15 protein-coding genes are annotated in these 18,624 nt (G+C 44.8%); 13 read left to right on the forward strand and 2 right to left on the reverse strand.

Features of this window, described 5'->3' with window-relative positions:
* Positions 1-12 precede the first annotated feature (12 nt).
* From IGI77_RS03085 to IGI77_RS03115, 7 genes are all read left to right on the forward strand, one after another.
* Entirely contained in the window at positions 13-837 is an 825-nt protein-coding gene (locus tag IGI77_RS03085; RefSeq protein ID WP_438769455.1) for a WxL domain-containing protein, read from the forward strand.
* Positions 838-860: 23 nt separating this feature from the next.
* A complete protein-coding gene (locus IGI77_RS03090; protein ID WP_438769456.1) occupies positions 861-1,772 on the forward strand; it encodes a WxL domain-containing protein in 912 nt (303 codons plus the stop codon).
* A gap of 84 nt (positions 1,773-1,856) precedes the next feature.
* Positions 1,857-2,921: a DUF916 and DUF3324 domain-containing protein gene (locus IGI77_RS03095; RefSeq protein WP_034857904.1), complete on the forward strand. Its 1,065-nt coding sequence runs from the start codon at positions 1,857-1,859 to the stop codon at positions 2,919-2,921.
* A 367-nt stretch (positions 2,922-3,288) separates the two neighbouring features.
* On the forward strand, positions 3,289-4,707 hold the full coding sequence (locus tag IGI77_RS03100; RefSeq protein WP_438769457.1) for a helix-turn-helix domain-containing protein: 1,419 nt from the start codon (positions 3,289-3,291) through the stop codon (positions 4,705-4,707).
* Between the two features lie 76 nt (positions 4,708-4,783).
* Positions 4,784-5,263: a signal peptidase I gene (lepB, locus tag IGI77_RS03105; RefSeq protein ID WP_015509011.1), complete on the forward strand. Its 480-nt coding sequence runs from the start codon at positions 4,784-4,786 to the stop codon at positions 5,261-5,263.
* 74 nt (positions 5,264-5,337) lie between these two features.
* The gene (locus IGI77_RS03110; RefSeq protein ID WP_438769458.1) at positions 5,338-6,102 is read left to right on the forward strand and encodes a hypothetical protein; all 765 of its coding nucleotides are present in this window, start codon (positions 5,338-5,340) and stop codon (positions 6,100-6,102) included.
* Between the two features lie 47 nt (positions 6,103-6,149).
* Positions 6,150-7,313, forward strand: a complete 1,164-nt coding sequence (locus IGI77_RS03115; RefSeq protein ID WP_438769460.1) for a hypothetical protein — start codon at positions 6,150-6,152, stop codon at positions 7,311-7,313.
* A gap of 54 nt (positions 7,314-7,367) precedes the next feature.
* Here IGI77_RS03115 and IGI77_RS03120 read toward each other — a convergent pair whose 3' ends face one another.
* Positions 7,368-7,817, reverse strand: coding sequence for a MerR family transcriptional regulator (locus IGI77_RS03120; RefSeq protein WP_015509014.1), 450 nt, complete (start codon positions 7,815-7,817; stop codon positions 7,368-7,370).
* Between the two features lie 89 nt (positions 7,818-7,906).
* On the opposite strand from IGI77_RS03120, the gene IGI77_RS03125 reads away from it, so the two are divergent.
* Entirely contained in the window at positions 7,907-8,956 is a 1,050-nt protein-coding gene (locus IGI77_RS03125) for a zinc-dependent alcohol dehydrogenase (protein ID WP_438769461.1), read from the forward strand.
* A gap of 428 nt (positions 8,957-9,384) precedes the next feature.
* Entirely contained in the window at positions 9,385-10,863 is a 1,479-nt protein-coding gene (locus tag IGI77_RS03130) for a helix-turn-helix domain-containing protein (protein ID WP_438769462.1), read from the forward strand.
* A 101-nt stretch (positions 10,864-10,964) separates the two neighbouring features.
* Here the strand turns inward: IGI77_RS03130 and IGI77_RS03135 are convergent, their stop codons facing one another.
* On the reverse strand, positions 10,965-12,458 hold the full coding sequence (locus IGI77_RS03135; protein WP_438769463.1) for a helix-turn-helix domain-containing protein: 1,494 nt from the start codon (positions 12,456-12,458) through the stop codon (positions 10,965-10,967).
* Positions 12,459-12,667: 209 nt separating this feature from the next.
* Between IGI77_RS03135 and IGI77_RS03140 the strand changes: the two genes are divergently transcribed.
* From IGI77_RS03140 to IGI77_RS03155, 4 genes are all read left to right on the forward strand, one after another.
* Positions 12,668-15,202 (forward strand): VWA domain-containing protein, encoded by a 2,535-nt coding sequence (locus IGI77_RS03140; protein WP_438769464.1) that lies wholly within the window; start codon positions 12,668-12,670, stop codon positions 15,200-15,202.
* A 397-nt stretch (positions 15,203-15,599) separates the two neighbouring features.
* On the forward strand, positions 15,600-17,054 hold the full coding sequence (locus IGI77_RS03145; RefSeq protein WP_438769465.1) for a helix-turn-helix domain-containing protein: 1,455 nt from the start codon (positions 15,600-15,602) through the stop codon (positions 17,052-17,054).
* A complete protein-coding gene (locus IGI77_RS03150; protein ID WP_034858588.1) occupies positions 17,047-17,457 on the forward strand; it encodes a hypothetical protein in 411 nt (136 codons plus the stop codon). Before IGI77_RS03145 ends, IGI77_RS03150 begins: the two co-directional genes overlap by 8 nt.
* A 173-nt stretch (positions 17,458-17,630) precedes the next feature.
* Complete coding sequence (locus tag IGI77_RS03155; protein ID WP_438769467.1) at positions 17,631-18,410, forward strand: WxL domain-containing protein; 780 nt, start codon at positions 17,631-17,633, stop codon at positions 18,408-18,410.
* Positions 18,411-18,624: the final 214 nt, after the last annotated feature.

Below are 18,624 nucleotides of genomic sequence, written 5' to 3' on the forward strand. Positions count from 1 at the left end.
GGGAATGATCTTATGAGATTTTTGCGATTTGCAACGAGTACCGTACTTGCCGCAACCCTTTTGATTGGCGGGTTCCAAGGGACCGCCGCTGAATTAAGAGTCGCTGAAACCGATGGTCAAGTCAGCTTTGTGCCCAATGACCGAGACCCGACGGAAGTCATCCCCCCTGATCCAGGACCAGACGGACCAGATGTGGTGATCCCGCCGATCGGACCAGAGGGACAAACAGGGCCATTGACGATCGCTTATGCGCCGACTTTGGATTTTGGTACCCAAGAAATCTCCAACCGAGATGCCGTCTATTCGATGGTGGCAGAAGAACAACAACTAGCCGATACCCAAGGGGAAGAAAACAAAGTGCCCTATGTTTCTTTCGCCCAAGTACAAGATACCCGCGGGTCAAATGCTGGCTGGCGTTTGACGGTAGCATTGAGTGCGTTTGAATCTGGGACGCAGCACAATGAACTGCGAGGGGCGCAAATCATCTTTGCCTCACGCGAAGTCGAGTACATCAGCTTTAACCAAGAGAATGCACCGAGTGCCCATGAAGCGGGCTTGCGTTTGGATGCCAATGGGGCGGCACAAGCCGTTCTGACCGCCGATGCGGGCAAAGGGGCAGGCACTTCATCCGTCGTTTGGGGCGATCAAGATGAGCTGAATGCACAATACCAAGACCAAGCGCCGGTGGTTCGCAATGAGGCGATCCAGTTGTTCGTCCCGGGAGCCACCGCCAAAGATGCAGCCCTGTATGTGGCGACATTGACATGGCAATTGAGCACCACCACCCCCCAATCAGGAGAAACAGTTCCAACGGCACAAGCCGATGAAACAAACTAATTTAAAAGAAAGAAGGAATAAAAATGAAATGGATTCGCTTAGCAACAGTCGCTGCACTGACCTCTACGATCTTCGCAGGCGGCGTACAAGTAGTAGCAGATGAGGAAGAAAATAATGAACCAAAAACACCCCTTTTTGAAGTAGAGACACCAAATGAGGTTAACTTTATCGAAGGGGAAGAAGACGTTGATGACGTTGAAAATCCACTTGAATACCCACCAGTTATCATTGATCCGCTTCCAGTAAAAGGTCCATTAACGATCGTTTACGTGCCAGAAATGTTCGATTTTGGTCAACAAGCCATTACATCATCTTCAGCTGAATATTCTGTGATTGCTGAAATGCAAAAAGTAGATGAAGAACATCCTCTTGCAGTTGATAATAACCTTACAGGCGAAGTTCCTTACGTTTCCTTCGCCCAAGTCAGTGATACACGAGGAAACAGTGCGGCAGATTGGACGTTAAGTCTTGCTTTATCAGAGTTTATCGGTAAAACTACAGAGGATGTTCTATACGGCGCCCAGCTTCACTTCATTGATCCGCAAATCAAACACAATGATGGAACTGGACCTGCTGACGAAGCGCCTGTAGCACCAGTAACTAATGGCGATCGTGTGATTTTAAATGCTGATACGGATTTAGCATCGAGCATTCCAGTCATGACCGCAGGAGCCAATCAAGGACAAGGACGCTCCTCTGTCTTCTGGGGAGACCAAGATGATTTGATGAAGCAGTATGAGACTGAAGGGACTACCGGAACGATTCTGAATGATCGTATTCAGCTGCATCTTCCATCAGCTGCGACTCCACAACAAGACACCTATGAAGCAACCTTGACTTGGTTACTATCTACCACAGTAGGTGAAGATGGTGAAAATGGTGGCGATGAAAATGGCGGCGGTGAAGAGGACAACGATTCAAATCAAGAAGACTAATCTTTAAAGCAACGCAACAATAATGTGAAACAACTGGCAGGAGTAGACCGTTATTCCTGCCTTTTTTTGGAAGGAGAACCAACAGTGATCGAACAACCAACAAACCAACGCTGGCTGCGGCTTTTGACTGCAATGATCGTGCTTTGCTCATTGATTACTTTGCCGACACCAGTACGAGCAAATGATGACATAGAATCAGAGTTGAATTTTTTTGTCACCCCGATTTTCCCTGACAGCCAGATAGAAGGCGGTGCCAGCGGCTATTTTGATCTGAATTTAGGCGCAGGGGAACAAGAGGAATTGCAGTTACGCATCCAAAATACATCGGAAGAAACCATCGACGTCGAAGTATCGGCTCATACTGCTTTCACCAATGTCAACGGGGTAGTAGAATACGGTCGTGATGCCGAATATCCTGACCCGACATTGCCTGCCTCGATTGCCGAATTGATTGAAGCACCTGGGGTCATCACCTTAGAAGCCCAGGAGGAACAGATCCTTACCCTTCCTCTGACGATGCCTGAGGAAGAATTTGAAGGGGTACTGGCAGGATCGATCCGAGTAGAAGAGGTCCGCGATGCAGCGGCAGCGGAGGCGGAAACAGAAGGAATCGGGATTCGTAATGAGTTTGCCTTTATTTTAGGAGTCGTCGTAAGCAATAACCGCTCGTCAACGGATCCGGGACTTGAATTGCTGGAAGTTTTTGCCAGTCAAGTCAATTATCGGAACGTGATCAGTGCCAAAATTCAAAATTACACCCCGACTTTCGTCAACCACATTGAAATTGATGCCGAGGTTCGTGCCAGCGGCAGCGACACCGTCTTGTATGAAACACAGCGCACAAGCATGCAGATGGCACCAAATTCCCATATGGATTTTCCGATCCCTCTAAATGGCGAGCGTTTCCGTCCAGGAGACTATGTCCTGACTATGACGGCCCGTTCACAAGGGGAGGAGTGGCATTGGGAAGAACCCTTTACGATTGCGGCTGCTGATGCCCGTCGTTTGAATGAGGAAGACGTGACATTGGAACCAGAAACAAATTGGTGGCTGATTGGCGGAATCGCCGCACTTGTTTTGTTGCTGATCATCGTCGTTGTTTTAATCATTAACAAGAAAAAAAAGGCTAAGGAAAACAGTGAGCAATAGAAGAAAAGACACAGAAAAACGAGCTGTCACATAAGATAGAAAGGTTTTGTATTTCCTTGTCTTGCTTAGCTGGAGATGTTTCCTTCATGGCGAAAAGGCAAGCGGTAGCTGCAGTTCCATTACGCTTTTTTAGTCGTTCTTAAAAAATCAGACAGGCAGACAGCAATACCCGAGCTTTGCTGCTAGCGACCATCGATCTACTGGTGAGAGGAGTAGTGAAAGCAAAAGGGAGGCAGCGTTGTTCCGATGGAAACCGTTGATACCATTATGTGAGTGCAGAAAAACGAGGTTTTAATAAGAATCAAGCAGAAGCTGCTGGAAATTGCCTGCAGCTTCTCTTCTTTCAGATGTATGGGGAGGTGAAACGATGAGAAACAAGCCGTCTTTATTGATGAACAGTTTATTTTCAATGACGCGCAAACGGCAGCTGACGATTTTGCGGCAGTTGGAATGTTACGGTCATTTAAGTGGGCAGCAGCTGGCACAAGCGTGCGGCGCTTCACGGCGGACGATTATTTCAGACATTGAGGAACTACGTCAACGGTTTGGGGCTTCGACGATCCTCGCATCTGCCAGCAATGGCTATGAATTGGTGATCCAAGAATTGGCAGAGTATCAGGAAAAAAAGCGAGCATTGCTGGCGGATGACCCAAATCTGTTGTTTCTGCATTTCTTGTGTCAGCAAGAAACGGCGATACCTGAAAAACTGGCTGCCATCACCGGGTTAGGCAATCAAACTTTTTTGAAACAATGCCGCCAGCTTCAGACCTTGTTCGCTGCTTATGAGCTGACTTTGAATAAAAAGCAGTGGTGCCTAGAAGGGGCAGAAGGAAATATACGGTATTTTTATAAAGCCTTTTATTTTGAGGAAGAGGAACAGCCCCACCAACTCTTTGAGCAGCTGGCTGAAACGTTGACACTGCGGTATCGTCCCTCCTTGCCGATCGATCCAGTGGTTTCGCTACAGTGGATGAAGGTCTTTCTTTTGCGGGCGCAACAAGGTGGGCGCTTGGAGGAAAATTGGGAAATGGCTGACTTTTGTCGGTTGTTTCTAGAAAAAACGGGCTTTGTCATCGAAGGCTTGGAGGTCTGCAAGTCCTTGTCGCAGCAAGAACGGTGTGTCCTATTGTTTTTGATGATGGCAGATGAAGGGGTACTTTCGTTTTTATTGAAACATCCTTGGGTCGAAGAAACGGTGCCGTTTGATCCAAGCGATAGTTTGCGAGAGACGTTTCCTAAGCAAGCAGAGACATTGAGAGAAGACCGCGTATTCGTGCAAGTGACGTTAGCAGTCATGTTACTGGATCGACTCTTCCATGTGCCCCCTCCATTACAGCGGGATCGTCAAAAGCCAGCAGTGTCTGGTATTGGAAAGTCTACGGCACTTTCTAGCGCTGCTTCTCGCTACTTGGTGACATTGGGGGAGACGTATTTAAACAAGCAGCAGTTAAAAAACAAACAGCTGATGATCACCTATCATTTGAGTGGAAATGAGAAAATCAAAGGCTGGATCAAGCAACGTCTGAGGGATTGGCTGGTTGCACAAGGAGTGGATGTGATCGTCGAGGCTACGAGTGAGCTGTCGATTTTCACCGCCCGCCAGGTGTTGGTCACCGATCAACCGCTCTTTTTGCTGGAATTGGAACAGCCCATCTATCGGTTGGAACGACCGATTGAGCCAAACTCCATCGAACGCCTCGGCAAGGCAATATTAGCCGATTTTCTTGGTTCATGTGACGGCTCTGTTCCTAGTGAAGAGCTTCCAGCAGCGTCTGCTGTTCGCTAAAAGCGGTAGAGTCAACGGTGTAATCAGTCAAAGGCTACGTACGACGTAAAATTATGGTAGAGGAGCAACAGGTATCATGGGTCGATTCCAAAAGCAATGGGCACTTCGTGTGTTGGGAATAGGTTGTCTGCTACTGCTGCTGTTCTTTTTCTTTTCAAACTACAAAATTGCTCGGGTCAGCGGTGAGTCGATGGTCCCCATCATTCAAAACAACGAGTTAGTCCTTATTCAAAAGAATCAGCTGCCCCATCGCTATGATCTCGTGGCTTTTGAGCATGAAGGGCGGCTGATCGTAAAACGAGTGATCGGGGTTCCTGGCGATTCTTATGCTCGCAGTGGCAATCGCTTGCTATTGGGTGCCTCGGGTTCCTATTATGATTTTTCCTATACTTTTACGCTGACGCAAGAAACGGCGAGGGAACTGCCAATCGGAGGCATCTTGCAACCAGGTGAGTATTTCGTCGTCGGGGATGCGATCATGCACTCGATCGATAGTCGTGAATTTGGGATGGTGACGAGCGAGGCGCTTCGTGGAATCGTCTTGAATTTATTTTAAGGGTTCAACGAGGTCAGTCAGCGTGTCGGATTGAAAATCGAGACTTATTTAGAGACCGAAAGCTGGAAAGGGGGATGTCCGTGAAGATGGTTTATGGCAGTATACTGTTGCTTTGTTTTGTGGCGATCGGGGTACTTGCTCAACGGGGATACCTCGAAATCTTTGTTCGAAGGCTTGAGCGGCAAACAAACATGACGGAGTTGGAAAAAAGAAAACTGGCTTTTTTTAAGCATAAGATTCGTAATGAACATCCGTTAGCGTTGCTGATGGTCAGTGGTCTGTTTCTTTTAAGTCTGCTGCTTTTTACCTTTCCCCATTTTTCCTTACAGACACAAGTTCGTAGGATTGAAAAGGAAAGCCAGCAGCTGAAACAGGAAATCTTACATTTACAAAAAGAACAGATGGAAGGGATGCAACGACCGTTATCGGTGTACCCGTCTGCGGGTCTCCCTTTTGAAAGCCTTGCTTGGCAGACGCTGCTGATGGCGGATGATCGAGAAGCACGTTTTCAGCTAGAAGAAGAATTTGGGACGCAAGTGACGCCCTTTTTAGGACCGACAGTCGTGCTGATCCATATTGATCAACCGCTGCAAGAAATCACCTTAACGAGTGCCAGTCATTTGCACTCGGTTGCCGATTTTTCCACTTGGGAGGCCAACTTGGAACGAATCATCGATGATCTATCACAGGCACAAGGCGTGCAACGGTGCCATTTCGTTTTACAAGTAGCAGATACGCCCGATACGTCATTTGAACAAACGATCGTCCGCGATGCCCAGGGACAGTGGCAAGTACTCAACCGAAAAGAGCTTGCTCAAGCTTCAGACACGGGCGCTTAGAAAGAAACAATCAAAAGAGTTATTGATGAAAGGGAGGGATTCATGGGATGAGTAAGAAGAAGGGGCGTGGGTGGTTTTCTGCTCAGACGCTATTCGATGAAATGAACCAAGTATCATTGAAAGAATTAAAAGGATTTGAAGAAACGTATGAGAAAGAAAACGGATCTGCTGAGGCAGCTGTTGTCAGTGGACCAGCGAAAGAAACGATCGCCGATACCTCAAAAAAGAAGGCTACGAGTAACGATCAAGGGATAACGGATACCAGTAGTAAACCCCAAAAAGGCAAAAAGCAGGGGCAACGAAGCGGGCAGGCGCTGGCACCGTCTCCCTCCGCACAAGCAGGGCTAGAGGAACGATCAGCGCCAGAAGGATCGCCTAAGCACTCTGCGCAATCCTGGTCGTCAGAAACGGGCATGCCACATCCGACAAGCAGTAAAGGGAAGAAAAAGCGTAAAAGCACCAAAAAGCGCAATGACACCGTCAATGTTCCCTTACATGGCTATCAAGAAAAACGCTCCTTTGAAGAGTTTAGCGCGGAAGCCAACAAGGAGCAGTTGGAGCTGGCGCCTGATCTACCAGCAGATATGAGCTTTGAACAAACCCATCAAGAGTTAGCATTGGCACGTACGAGAATCACCGAACTTGAAAAACGGCTCCATGCAGAAGCCTTGCATCGCTCACAATCGGATATCCAGCAAGTGAAAGAAAAAGCGATTTTTGAACGCTTGGATTGGGCGAGAGAAAAACAATGGTATGAAAGCAAAGCCCAAGAACAAAAACAGCTGCTGCTCCAAAAAGAAGAAGTCATCACAAATCTGGCGAACCAACTCGCTGAAAAAGAAGCACAGCTGGAGGAGCAGGCTCGAGGTGTTCAGGAAGAAGAAGCCGCTGCGCTTCGCAAAACAGTCAATGAGCTGCAAAAAGAAAACCAAGAGTTACAAAAAGAAAATCAGCAGTTTCAAGCGGAAATGCGGGATATTTTGCTATTTGCTAGAAAGAAAGCAGATCGAACGCTTGAAGAAGCGCAGGTTGAAGCAGAACGGATGATCTACAACGCTGAAATGCGCTTGAATATCGCTCATCGTACGGCAAAAGAGATCCTTGATGAAGTGAGCGATACGAAAGAAAACATGAATACCCTCTTTGATTATTTGTATGAACAAGTCTATTCACTAGCAGACAAGCAAGTATTTGAAAAGTACCAAGAGTAGGTTTGCTTCGGTTCACTAGAAGCAGGCAGATAGTCCTGTGAACGATACATAACGTTAGCGATCTTCGCTTTGGGCGGTGAGCGCTTGAAACTTCTCTTTGTTTCTCAATGACATTTTGATTGGGAAATGGATTTGTTCTGTACCGGCTGCGATCGCTGATTCATAATACCAGCACTTATGGTCGATCAACGCCATCGATTGCTGCAAAGCGTCTATCTGCGCTTGCAGCGCTTTTTTTTGTTCAAGAAACATTTTATGGCGTTCTTGCAGCGAGTCATCACCAAGGCGTGTCAATTGTGCATAATCTTTGATCTCTTTAATGGTCATGCCTGTTTCCTTCAGACATTCGATCAATTCCAGCATCTCAATTTCGGTATCTGAAAACAAACGGTAGCCAGATTCTTTGCGCGCCAACGTCGGCAAAAGGCCTTCTTTGTCATAATAGCGGATAGTTGATGTAGGGATATTTAAGGCTTTCGCAACTTGGGATATTGTATAGGTCATTTTTTTCACTCCTTAACATTGACTTTAAAGTTAACTTTAATGTTAGTATGACAGTAAGCAAAGGAAAAAGCAATGAGGAGGAAACAGAAATGACAGAAAAAACCATGAAAGCTGCTGTATTAAAAGGACCAGAAACAATCGAGGTCAAACAAGTCCCTGTGCCGAAAGTGGAAGAAGGACTGATCGAGATCCAAGTTTCAGCGTGCGGCGTCTGCGGCAGTGACGTGCATATGTGGCAAGCAGGGAAAGGTTGGGGCAAAACAGGGGAGTCCGATTTTATCATGGGTCACGAATTTTGCGGTGTCGTGACGGATGCAGGCGATAGTTCCTTTAAAATCGGCGATCGCGTCGCTTTTTGGGCCAACCTTTATTGTGGGAAATGTGATATGTGCCAAAAAGGGCAAGAGCATTTGTGTCGGGAAGTAAATGGCACCAATTATATCGGCTTTGTCTGCAATGGCGCCTATGCCGAACGGTTTGTCGGAAAAGCGTCCAATGCTTATAAATTGCCAGATACAGTTTCAGATACAGCGGCTAGCTTGATTGATCCTTTGATGGTTGCCTATCATGCCGTCCGCAAATCCAACATCAAGTTAAATGACAAAGTCTTGGTTTCTGGGAGTGGGATCATTGGGCAATTGATTGGCGAATTGGCAAAAAAAGCTGGGGCTTCTTATGTGGCCATGTCCAAAATCAACGATACAAAAATTGAGAAAGCTAAGGAAGTGGGAATCTTTGACGATTACTTTGATGCCAAGGATCCAAACCGTGGGGAAGTATTGAAAGACGCGTCTGCTGGTGGGTTCGATTTGATTTTTGAAGCGGTCGGTTCCAGCAGTTCCTTAGCGACATGCATTGAGGCTGCTCGTCCTGGTGCAACGATCGTGGCGATCGGAAATTCCGTTGCTCCCGAAATTCCTTTTTCATTAAATCGGTTGGTCTTGCAAGAAATCAAGCTCATCGGCAGTGTTTCATGCACCCGCCAAGAGTTTGAAGAAACGATCGACTTGATTGCTAGTGGCATGATCGATCCCACAAAATATATCACGGATGAATACCCATTAGAAAAACTGCAAGAGGCGCTAGAACGCCAAACGTTAGAAGATGATCCATTGGTCAAAGCGGTTGTGACGTTTTAACTTGGAGCCAGAGAAGAATATCAAATGAAAATCGGGCACCGAGTATTGAACAAACATAGAATGATAGCTGATTCTGCTTAACATCTACGAGGTGTTAAGCTTTTTTATTTGAATCTGTAATAGAAAATCTGCTGCGCACAGGCAAAAGGTTGTATGTGTACATGGAGGTCAGCACTTTTCTTATTTGTCGCGTGTCGCAGTGCCATCATTTGATCCAGGAAAAGAATGGTGCTTGTCTTGCTACGGATTGAAAGAAAGCCCGCAGCAAGTTCAAAAAAGCGAAAGCGAACTTTTCTAACAATGGATGTTTCGTGCCACATCTTATGTTTTCAGAAAGAAGTTCATTTGACGTAGCGAAGAAAGGGGTTTCTGTTGTATGGTAGAATGAATAGAGCCAAGTCAGAAAAGGAAATGAGTGAAGAGATGGCATGAGGGAACTTCAGATGTCTTTTATTACAAGCCCGAGTACAAAGCGTTGGATGCAAATATTAACGATTATTGAACGAGAACAAGTTTTTAAAGTTGGGGTTCTTTCTGAGCGATTGGCTATTTCTCAGCGGACATTGGTGAAAGACATACGCTTGATCAAAGAGCATTTTGGCGAATGCATTGAATTGGTATCAAGCAATAGCGGATTTCATTTCGAAGAACGAAATCGTGTTCTTTTTAAAGAAAAAAAAGAGCAGCTATTAAATCAGGAAATTTTATTTGAGATCATTGGGAATATTTTTTATGGAGAAGTAGTTGATCTGAATGAATTGGCTTATCGATACAATTATGCGGAAACAACTTTACGGCGGTTTATTGCACGTGTGCAACCAGCCTTAAAAGAGTATGGACTTTCTCTAAGTTTCACACCGGTTACTTTGGTAGGCGATGAAGCAAGTATTCGTAAATTCTTTTTTGATTTTTACTATGTAGGTGAGCCTACCCCTTATACGATCAGACCACCAGAAGGTCTGCATCATATGATTCTCAAGCGACTTTCTGATAAATTGGGAAAATATGAAGTAGGGACTGGTTTGACGATCTCAGCTTTTTATTCGTTGCTGTATATAACGATTGTACGGGCGCAAAAAGAGCACTATGTTTCGATTCCTGAATGGGCAAAAGAGCTTGTCTATCAAGAAAATGATTTTAAATTGCTTGAGATTCTAAAAGAAGTTATTTTCAAAGAGTATGGGGTATCTTTACCCAAAGAAGAACTTGCTTGGCTTCACTACATGATTATATGTACGCGAACAATCAATCAATACGATCGAGAAAAAACTTTTCTAGCTCGATTTAATTTCTGGCCAGAAGTAAAGCCAATCGCAAAAGCATATTTTGCTGGTGTGGAATTTAAGGGCTGGGATCAGTCACTGCTAGAAGATTATTTAACCTCCTTTCTGGTGTCTAGAAAACTCAATGAAGTGATTTGTCCATCTTTGAACAAGCGACAAGCTGAAGAAGTCACCTCAATAAAAACATACCATCAAGAGTCCTACTACAAAAATAAAGCATTTTTGGAAAAGTACAAAGAAGAGTTAGCTTTTGCAACAGAATTTATGGAAGATATTGCTATCAGTTTTACAACGGTAAGTGACTTACTGCTCGACTATTATCAACCAAAAAAAAATATTTTATTTCTTATAGAAGGGGACTCAATGGTCGTTCAAATGATTCGACTACAAGCAATTCGGCTCTTTGCAAACAAGTATCAAGTCATTTTTCTTTCATTGCACGAATTAACAGAAGAACGATTAAAAGCGGACCAGAAGGTTTTGATCGTCACAAATTATCGCCCCTATGTCCTGGATTATGGTTTGACGGATGATTATATCTTGTTAAGTAGCATACCAACGAAGAAAGACTGGGAGCGAGTGATTTATCGATTACATCCTCAAACTAAAAAGTGCCCTCTGTGAAGTGATCCAAGTGAAGCAATAGGGAATGGGAAGTTAGGGAGTATTTTTAAGAATAGATTGGCCGCACTTGTCATTCAGCCAAGTGCGGTTTTTTTTATCCTTTATTTATCTAACGTTTCAATCGCCTGATGAATCGCTAGCAAATCAGGGACGGTGACTTGCGCATTGATCAACAGGACGAGTCCTTTTTCAAAGGTTTCAGACAATGGAGTGGTGCTTAGACAGAGATCGTAGTCGTCGTCGGCAAACTGATCACGAATATCAAGGTTGTAGAACCCTTGAAATGGCGCTTTGATCAGTTCTCTGATGGTCAGTGAAATCGCCAGCGGCAAGTCTGTTTCCAGTTTGATCTTGATTTTTTGCTGAAAATCAGCTGGCGGCAAAATCAACGTCCACGCCGTAGCGACATAAAGAGAAAAGCCACTGCGTTTCAGCGGATCTGCTTGGTAGAACGAAGTTTTCGTCACTAGCTTTTCGGCTTGCTTTTGTAAATCAGGAAAATGTTCGGTTAAAAACTGTGCAGTATTATAGCCAGCTAATGTATGGTCGACTGGCCCAAACAATTCGATCGTTAAAAGCCCATTCAAGAGGGTATTCACGATCCTACTTTTGCAAGGACGGGTCAACTTGGATTTTGGTGCGAAAGCGGTCATCGACAAGAGCAGTTTTTGGATGCTGGTCGTTGGTTTTTTTGGGGAAAACGCAGCGTCCAGTTGCGCATCGGCAAACGTTCGATCGAGATTGGATGCCAGCCATAGAAAACAAAAGCGGCATTCATTTGCATCAAGAAAGAAGTGTTCCGCTAGTTCTGACGATAAATGGCTGTAAATAGCGGTCTCTTCATCAATCAGAGGGTGAAACAGGGAAAGATCTGACCCAATCAAGGGCGGTTTGATCGCCACTGCTTCTGGCGAAATCCGTTGTCCTTTGCGAAACCGCAAAATAGTGACGGCCAAAATGTACGTGGTCATTTTCAATTCGATCGGGTTAAAGGGAATCTGGTTGTTTTGGTAAAAGTCTTGAGCGATGGTTTCACATTTTTTCTGGGAAAGACCAGTAAAGGGCCAATGCAGACCAGCAAATGTTCGCCAAAAGAAGACCATCATAAAGTAGCGGATACGGGCTTCACTGCCTACGAGTCGAACCGTCCCTTTTTGCTTTTGCAGCTGAAATCCCAATGGAGCAAGCAGTTTTTGCAACGCATAGATTCGTTTGCGAACGGTTGATTCGGAGAAGTAATGATCAGCGGCGAATTGGATCAAATTGATCTCATTTTGCAGCAAAAGAGTTTCCAGCAAATAAAAAAAGGGATTTGCTTCCAGCAACTGCCGACTCAATCGCTTGTAGTCTCGCTTCGTCCCAATAAAGGATAACCCCAAGCCGTGTTTGGCAACCAAAAGCGGTGAGGGATCGTCTTGCAAGGAAAGCGAGCGTTTGCTTAAAGTGTCGAAGCTTTTTTGGATGGAGCGGCGATCCAAAGCCAACGCTTGACTGATCTCTTCAATGGGAACAAAGCGTTTTTGAAGATACAAAAACCGCAGCAAGTCGATATCTCTCTTGAGGGTGTGTCCAAAAAATGGATAAAAGCGTTCCATAATCCAAGCTCCGTTCTAAAGGTTTCTCTATGTACTCGATTCTCTTATGATAGCACAAAAAACGTGATTTTTTTGCAAATGAAATCGGCATTTTTTTGTCTCCTTTTCGCAGCAAAACCTTCTATACTGTTTTCTGATAAAGACTCGCTTTCCTCATTACTCAAGGATTTTTGTGAGGAAAGCAGTGCGGAAATAAAGGAGCGAAAGCGATGAAACACAAAAGAGGTTGGCAAAAGCATGCAGGGATTTTTTTCCTGTTGTTGATGGGGTTTCTTATAGGCAGTCTAACTGTAAACAGTGAAACCACCACGTATGATTTTGACTATCAAACCGATGCGACCGGGCAGTATTTGACAAATGGAACGGCGCAAGGAGATACGTACAATTACAAGTATGGACAGGCGCCGGGGGTTGCTTTTGATGAAGAGAACTATGTCAATTATGCAGATGAAGCGTATCTGAAAAAGAGTGTCAAAGAAGCAGCGGGTCAAGGACTATTTGATGTAACGTTAGCTGTCAAAGGCAATCAGACCAGTACCCCTGTTGATCTGGTCATGGTGATCGATTATTCTTCCTCTATGACGGGAGAAAAATTGACCAATGCCTTGTTGGGGCTGCAGCAGTTTGGAAATGAATTGGCTGATTCGCTGGCGAATGGTTCCATTCGGATCGGGATCGTTGCCTACAATCGGGAAATCTACACCACCAACGGTTTTTCTACCGATATCGCCTACTTAGAACAATTTCTGCGGGAGACGGCCGAATCCCATTCTGGAACCTTCATGCAAAAGGGCTTGCTGGCAGGCCAACAGCTATTACTGGAAGAAAGTCGACCAGAAGCGGAAAAGCTGTTTATCCATATTGGTGATGACAGTGCCAATCGTAGTTATTTGCCAGCAGATGATGCAACAGTTTATCAAAATACTGGCGCAATCCGCGATTACAATGGCTATCACACGGAAAGCTATGTCGAGTCATTTCAAACATCGGCTACTGCTTACCATACGACAAGTAAAAATCCGTCAGATCCGCAAGCCATTCCTGTTAGCAGTACGGTGGTGACAGACGAAACCCTTGGCACGATCGTCGCGCTTAAAAAATCTGGTTTTACCTATTATTCGGTAGCAACGGCGCCTTCCGCACGAGGGGAGTACATTGGGCGTAATCTGGCGTCTGCACCAAGCAATTACTTAACGACGGATGAAAACCTGAGTGGATTGGGTTCAGCATTGACGGAAATCGCGAATCATATCGATAAAACGATCCCTGATGGGACGATTACAGATCCGATGGGCGAGGGCATTCTTTTGCAAGGATCTGGCAAGTTTGATGCCGATCAGTATCAGTTAGTCGGGTGGCGCAAAAATGCGCAAGGAGAGTGGGTCGAGGCGCAGGAAGTTGCAACTGGAGTAACCGTTTCTGAAAAGAATCAGACCATTACGGTCAGTGGGGTAGCTTTAGGTGAAAATGAAAAACTGACGTTGACCTACCAAGTTCGTCTGAATACGGAAGCCCCAGATTTTAAAGGAGAGACGTGGGTGTTGTGCAATGGCCGTACGACCTTAACCCCAGCAAGCGGTGATGAAGCATTAGATTTCCCAATTCCTTCCATCAAAGCACCCAGTGTTTCCCTTGCGGTTCTTAAAAAGTGGGTCAATGTTTCAGCAGCTGAGATTCCCGATCAAATCGATTATCAAGTCAAAAGAACCACTACTACGGCAGCAGACAGTTGGCAGCAGTCAGACCATTTGACCCTTGAAAAAGCCAATGATTTTCAAGCATCATTCACAAAACTACCCGTTGCTGGTCAAATGGCAGATTTACCAAAATACAACAATCAAGGGGAAGACTTCGTGTATTGGGTTGAGGAAGTCAATGTCCCCGACGGCTTCGAAAGCAGTGTGACGACTGAGGGAGATACCCTTGTAATCACCAATACAAAAAAAGAAACCGAACCAAGCACAACGGAACCAAGTACGACGGAATCAAGCATCACGGAGCCAAGTACCACCGAACCAAGCACGACGGAACCAAGTACAACAGAATCAAGCACGACGGAGCCAAGTACCACAGAACCAAGTACCACAGAACCAAGCACCACAGAACCAAGCACAACGGAACCAAGTACCACGGAGCCAAGTACTACGGAGCCAAGTACAACGGAACCAAGTACAACGGAGCCAAGTACGTCGGAATCAAGTACCACAGAACCAAGTACCACAGAACCAAGCACCACAGAACCAAGCACAACGGAACCAAGTACCACGGAGCCAAGCACGACGGAACCAAGTACTACGGAGCCAAGTACAACGGAACCAAGTACAACGGAGCCAAGTACGTCGGAATCAAGTACCACAGAATCAAGCACGACGGAACCAAGTACGTCGGAATCAAGTACAACAGGATCAAGCACGACGGAGCCAAGTACGTCGGAATCAAGTACAACCGAATCAAGTACGACGGAACCAAGTACTACGGAGCCAAGTACCACGGAACCAAGTACCACGGAACCAAGCACGACGGAACCAAGTACAACGACCACAAACAGTGACGGTGCCACGCTAGGAAATTCCCATGAGAGCCAATCCACTGACACGAGTGCTGGTAGCGAAGTCACGAAATCTTCCAGTCAAGAAAAAGTAAAGGCTCTTCCTCAAACGAATGAGCAACGGGCTGCATGGCTGGTGATTCTAGGCGCAATCATGGTAGGCGGTGTGTTTACAAGCGTACTGAAAAAGAAATAGGAGATTGTTCTAACTTATAATTCTATGTAGTCAGCTAGGCAAGTGTCTAGCTGCTTTTTTGTGCTTCAATCAGTTGAAATCGGCGCTGTTACTAAAAAAGCTATGGCTTATTTGTGAGTATAGCTAGAAATTGATGAAGGAGAAACAATAAACAAAAACGTAGCGCAACTATTTAAAATAACACTGAATATTTACCTTTGAGAGCCTGAAAAATAGATGAATATTGATAGAAAGTCAATATTTTTGCACCCTCGTGTGCAAATGCTGGATAAAAAATAGGTGGTAATTTTGTTAGAATCAAACAAGAAACATTGCAACGACTCGAAGGCAGCGCTAAAGGAGGGACCTACGATTTGATAAATAATTTATAGGAAATTTGCTAAAGGAGATTAAGCCCGTGAACAGTCTTACATTCCAATTGGTAACGAACTCAGTGAATCGAAGAAGCCTGATACTATTGGCGTACATGGAAAACGAACAGATTTTGAGTGTCAAGCAGCTCTCAGAAAAAGCGAGTATTTCTCGGCGGACGATCTTAACGGACTTAAAAGCACTACGCACATTTTTTGGTGATACGATCTCTCTTGAAGGGACCCATCACGGGATGAAGTTAGTGATCAAGGATCATGGTGAGTACTATAAAAAACGACGCTCTTTCTATGAGCGAGAACCACTGATTTTATTAGTACAAGCTTTTTATGCGGGACAAACGTTTCCTTTTCTAGCTTGGATACGAGCCATGCATATTTCAGAATCAACGGCAAATCGACTCTTAAAAAAATTACAGCTGATTCTTGATGAATACGGTTTGGTGGTAACCAAAGCACCGATTGGGCTGATGGGAGAAGAAATCAATCAGCGAAAGTTCTTCTGGGATTTTTATTGCGAAACGCACTATTTTGAGTTGCCAGTTATTGATCATCAGCTCCAAGAAACGCTTTTAAAAAGAATTGAGCAAAACGTGGGGATCGTTTCAAGAAAGAAGCTCCTCAATATTATTCGATTGTCTTTTCAGCGTGCCACTTTTGGAACCTTGACCGTTGATCCTGAGGTTCTAGCAGTGATCCAGCAAGATCCGCTTTTTCTGACGATCAAGGAAACACTTCAAGAAAGCAGCAGTCTTCAACCCATCGCAAAAAAACGGCTCCTTCAGGAAGCGTGTTTTATTTACCTAATGCTCTATGCGCAGTGGGCACTTCGGGGGAAAACGAGAATTCCCCTCAATACCTTTTCAAAAACGAGTAAGCGATTCGTTGAACTTTTTGTTGCTTTTTTTGAACAGCACAATTCTTACCTTGACGAACCTTGTGCAATTCAACAGGTCGTTGAAGATTTTTTAGTACGACAATATGCAAAAGTTGGTTTAGCACCTATCTACCTAAAAAATCCGGATAGTACGAATCAATTTGTGTTTTCTTTGCCTTTTGATCTGTTTGAGCCTTTGATTAGGTTTATGGAAGTGAATGAGATTCCGCAATGTTTCAAAAATCAATTTTTGACGGACTTTTGTTGTTCCTTCGTTCTTTATCTTTTTGGCAATCAATTGATTCGGGTTTCGCAAAAAATCGTGGTGTTGCTTGCCAATAATTATGTGATCGATGAATGGGTCTATAGTATTTTTGAACATCATTTTAGTGGTCGAATGGCTGTGCTCTATGAAGAGCAATTAACATCGGAACAGATCAACCAGCTTGACTGTGATATTTTGATCACCAATATCATCCCATTTGATTACTCCATAGAAAAGCAACCGCAGGTCTTTTTTTTGCCTAAATACATTGGGTATAAAGAAGCGATTAAAATGGTTGTCTCCATCCTAAATGAAGGATTGGAGGACTTCGTTTGTGTCTGAAGTATGTTTTTTGGAAGAGAAAAAGGAGCGAGAGGAAAATGAGGAGGAATACATGGCGCTTCGTAAATTGAGGTATTTTATTGTACCAATGTTGCTGTTAAGTTGTCTGCTAGTCGCTGATTTCGTAGAAGCCAAAGAAGTGTCCACCGCTAGAACAGAAGGGGTCATCCGTTTTGTTGGTGGCCAGGAACCTGAAAAGCCAGAGCCCAAACCGCCAACAGGGGAATGGCGAGCACCTGAAGAAGATTCGTCTGATAGCGCAAAAAATGATCGTTTTCCGCAAACGAACAGTCACCAACGACTACTTATTTGCTGGATAGGTCTGCTGCTCGTCATCTTGAGTGTGGTTGTTTACTTGAAACGATGCGCAGGACGATCCGCTAACGAGAAAAATGGCCTTTAGGCAATACGGTCGCGCGCTTGTTTTAGGATAAGGCAGTTGTGGATTTTGAAGAAAAGGAAAGATTAGTAAGTCATCTGGCAACCAATTCTAGCGAAAAAAGGTTTATGCATCAATCAATAGTAATCATCGTAGATTCTTTCTACAAATAATAATAGTAAAAGGAGTAATTTTTTATGAAACGTATTTATTTAGCAACAATCAGTATCATGAGTATCGCTGTGTTATCTGGGGGAGTGACCGCAGCAGCAACACCCATCCTGCAAGGAAATACCGAAAATGAAGTAGACTTCATCCCTGGGAATGAGGAGGAGATCGATGTTGAATTACCTGAAAAAGAGCCAGAGGTAGAAATTGATCCGATCGATCCAGAGGTAACCGGTCCATTCACTTTGGTGCATGTGCCAAAGCGCTTCGATTTTGGGACCCAAGTGATCAGTACAGGCCCTGGAAAATCCGCCATGCTTGCGGAGCTAGAACGACTGTCTGATGGGTCAGGAACCGCGCCATATGTCTCTTTTGCTCAAGTATTGGATACCCGTGGTGGACATAGCGGTTGGACGTTAAATGTCGATTTGGATCAATTTACAAGTACCGATGCCACTTCGAATCATGAATTACGTGGGGCCTATATCGAATTTCAAAATCCACAGATTCGTTCGAATGCATTAGATCCGGCTACTTTCCCAACGGCACCTAGCGATCAATTTAACCATCAAACCATCGACGTTGGGACGGAAGGCAACACCTTGATGTCTGCAGCTCCTGGCCAAGGGGCGGGTCTTTCAACGGTTCAATGGGGTGATCAAACCCTGCTAAATCAACAGCATGCAGCTGGGGAAGAGGATATTCTCAATGAAGCGATTTGGCTCCATATACCGACAGGAGCGAATCCGCAAGCAACTGCTTATACGGCTACTCTGACTTGGCATTTAAGTGCCACTCCTGGTAATTAAGGAATAGTTTTTTGGAAGAACACAGCAAAGAAGCCAGTCTTTTAGCTTGGCTTAAAAGCACGAATAAGGGCACATGGATTTAACGGATCATTTTACCAGTAAGCACGAGAGCGAATGATCCGCGTGTTGCGATTAGGGAAAAACGAATCGGGAAGTGGGCAAGGGATAGAGGGAATAGGCAGGAGACGAGTCGTTCCTGCCTATTTTGAAAGGA

The organism is Enterococcus sp. DIV0213h (assembly GCF_051711285.1).
Classification (GTDB): domain Bacteria; phylum Bacillota; class Bacilli; order Lactobacillales; family Enterococcaceae; genus Enterococcus_D; species Enterococcus_D casseliflavus.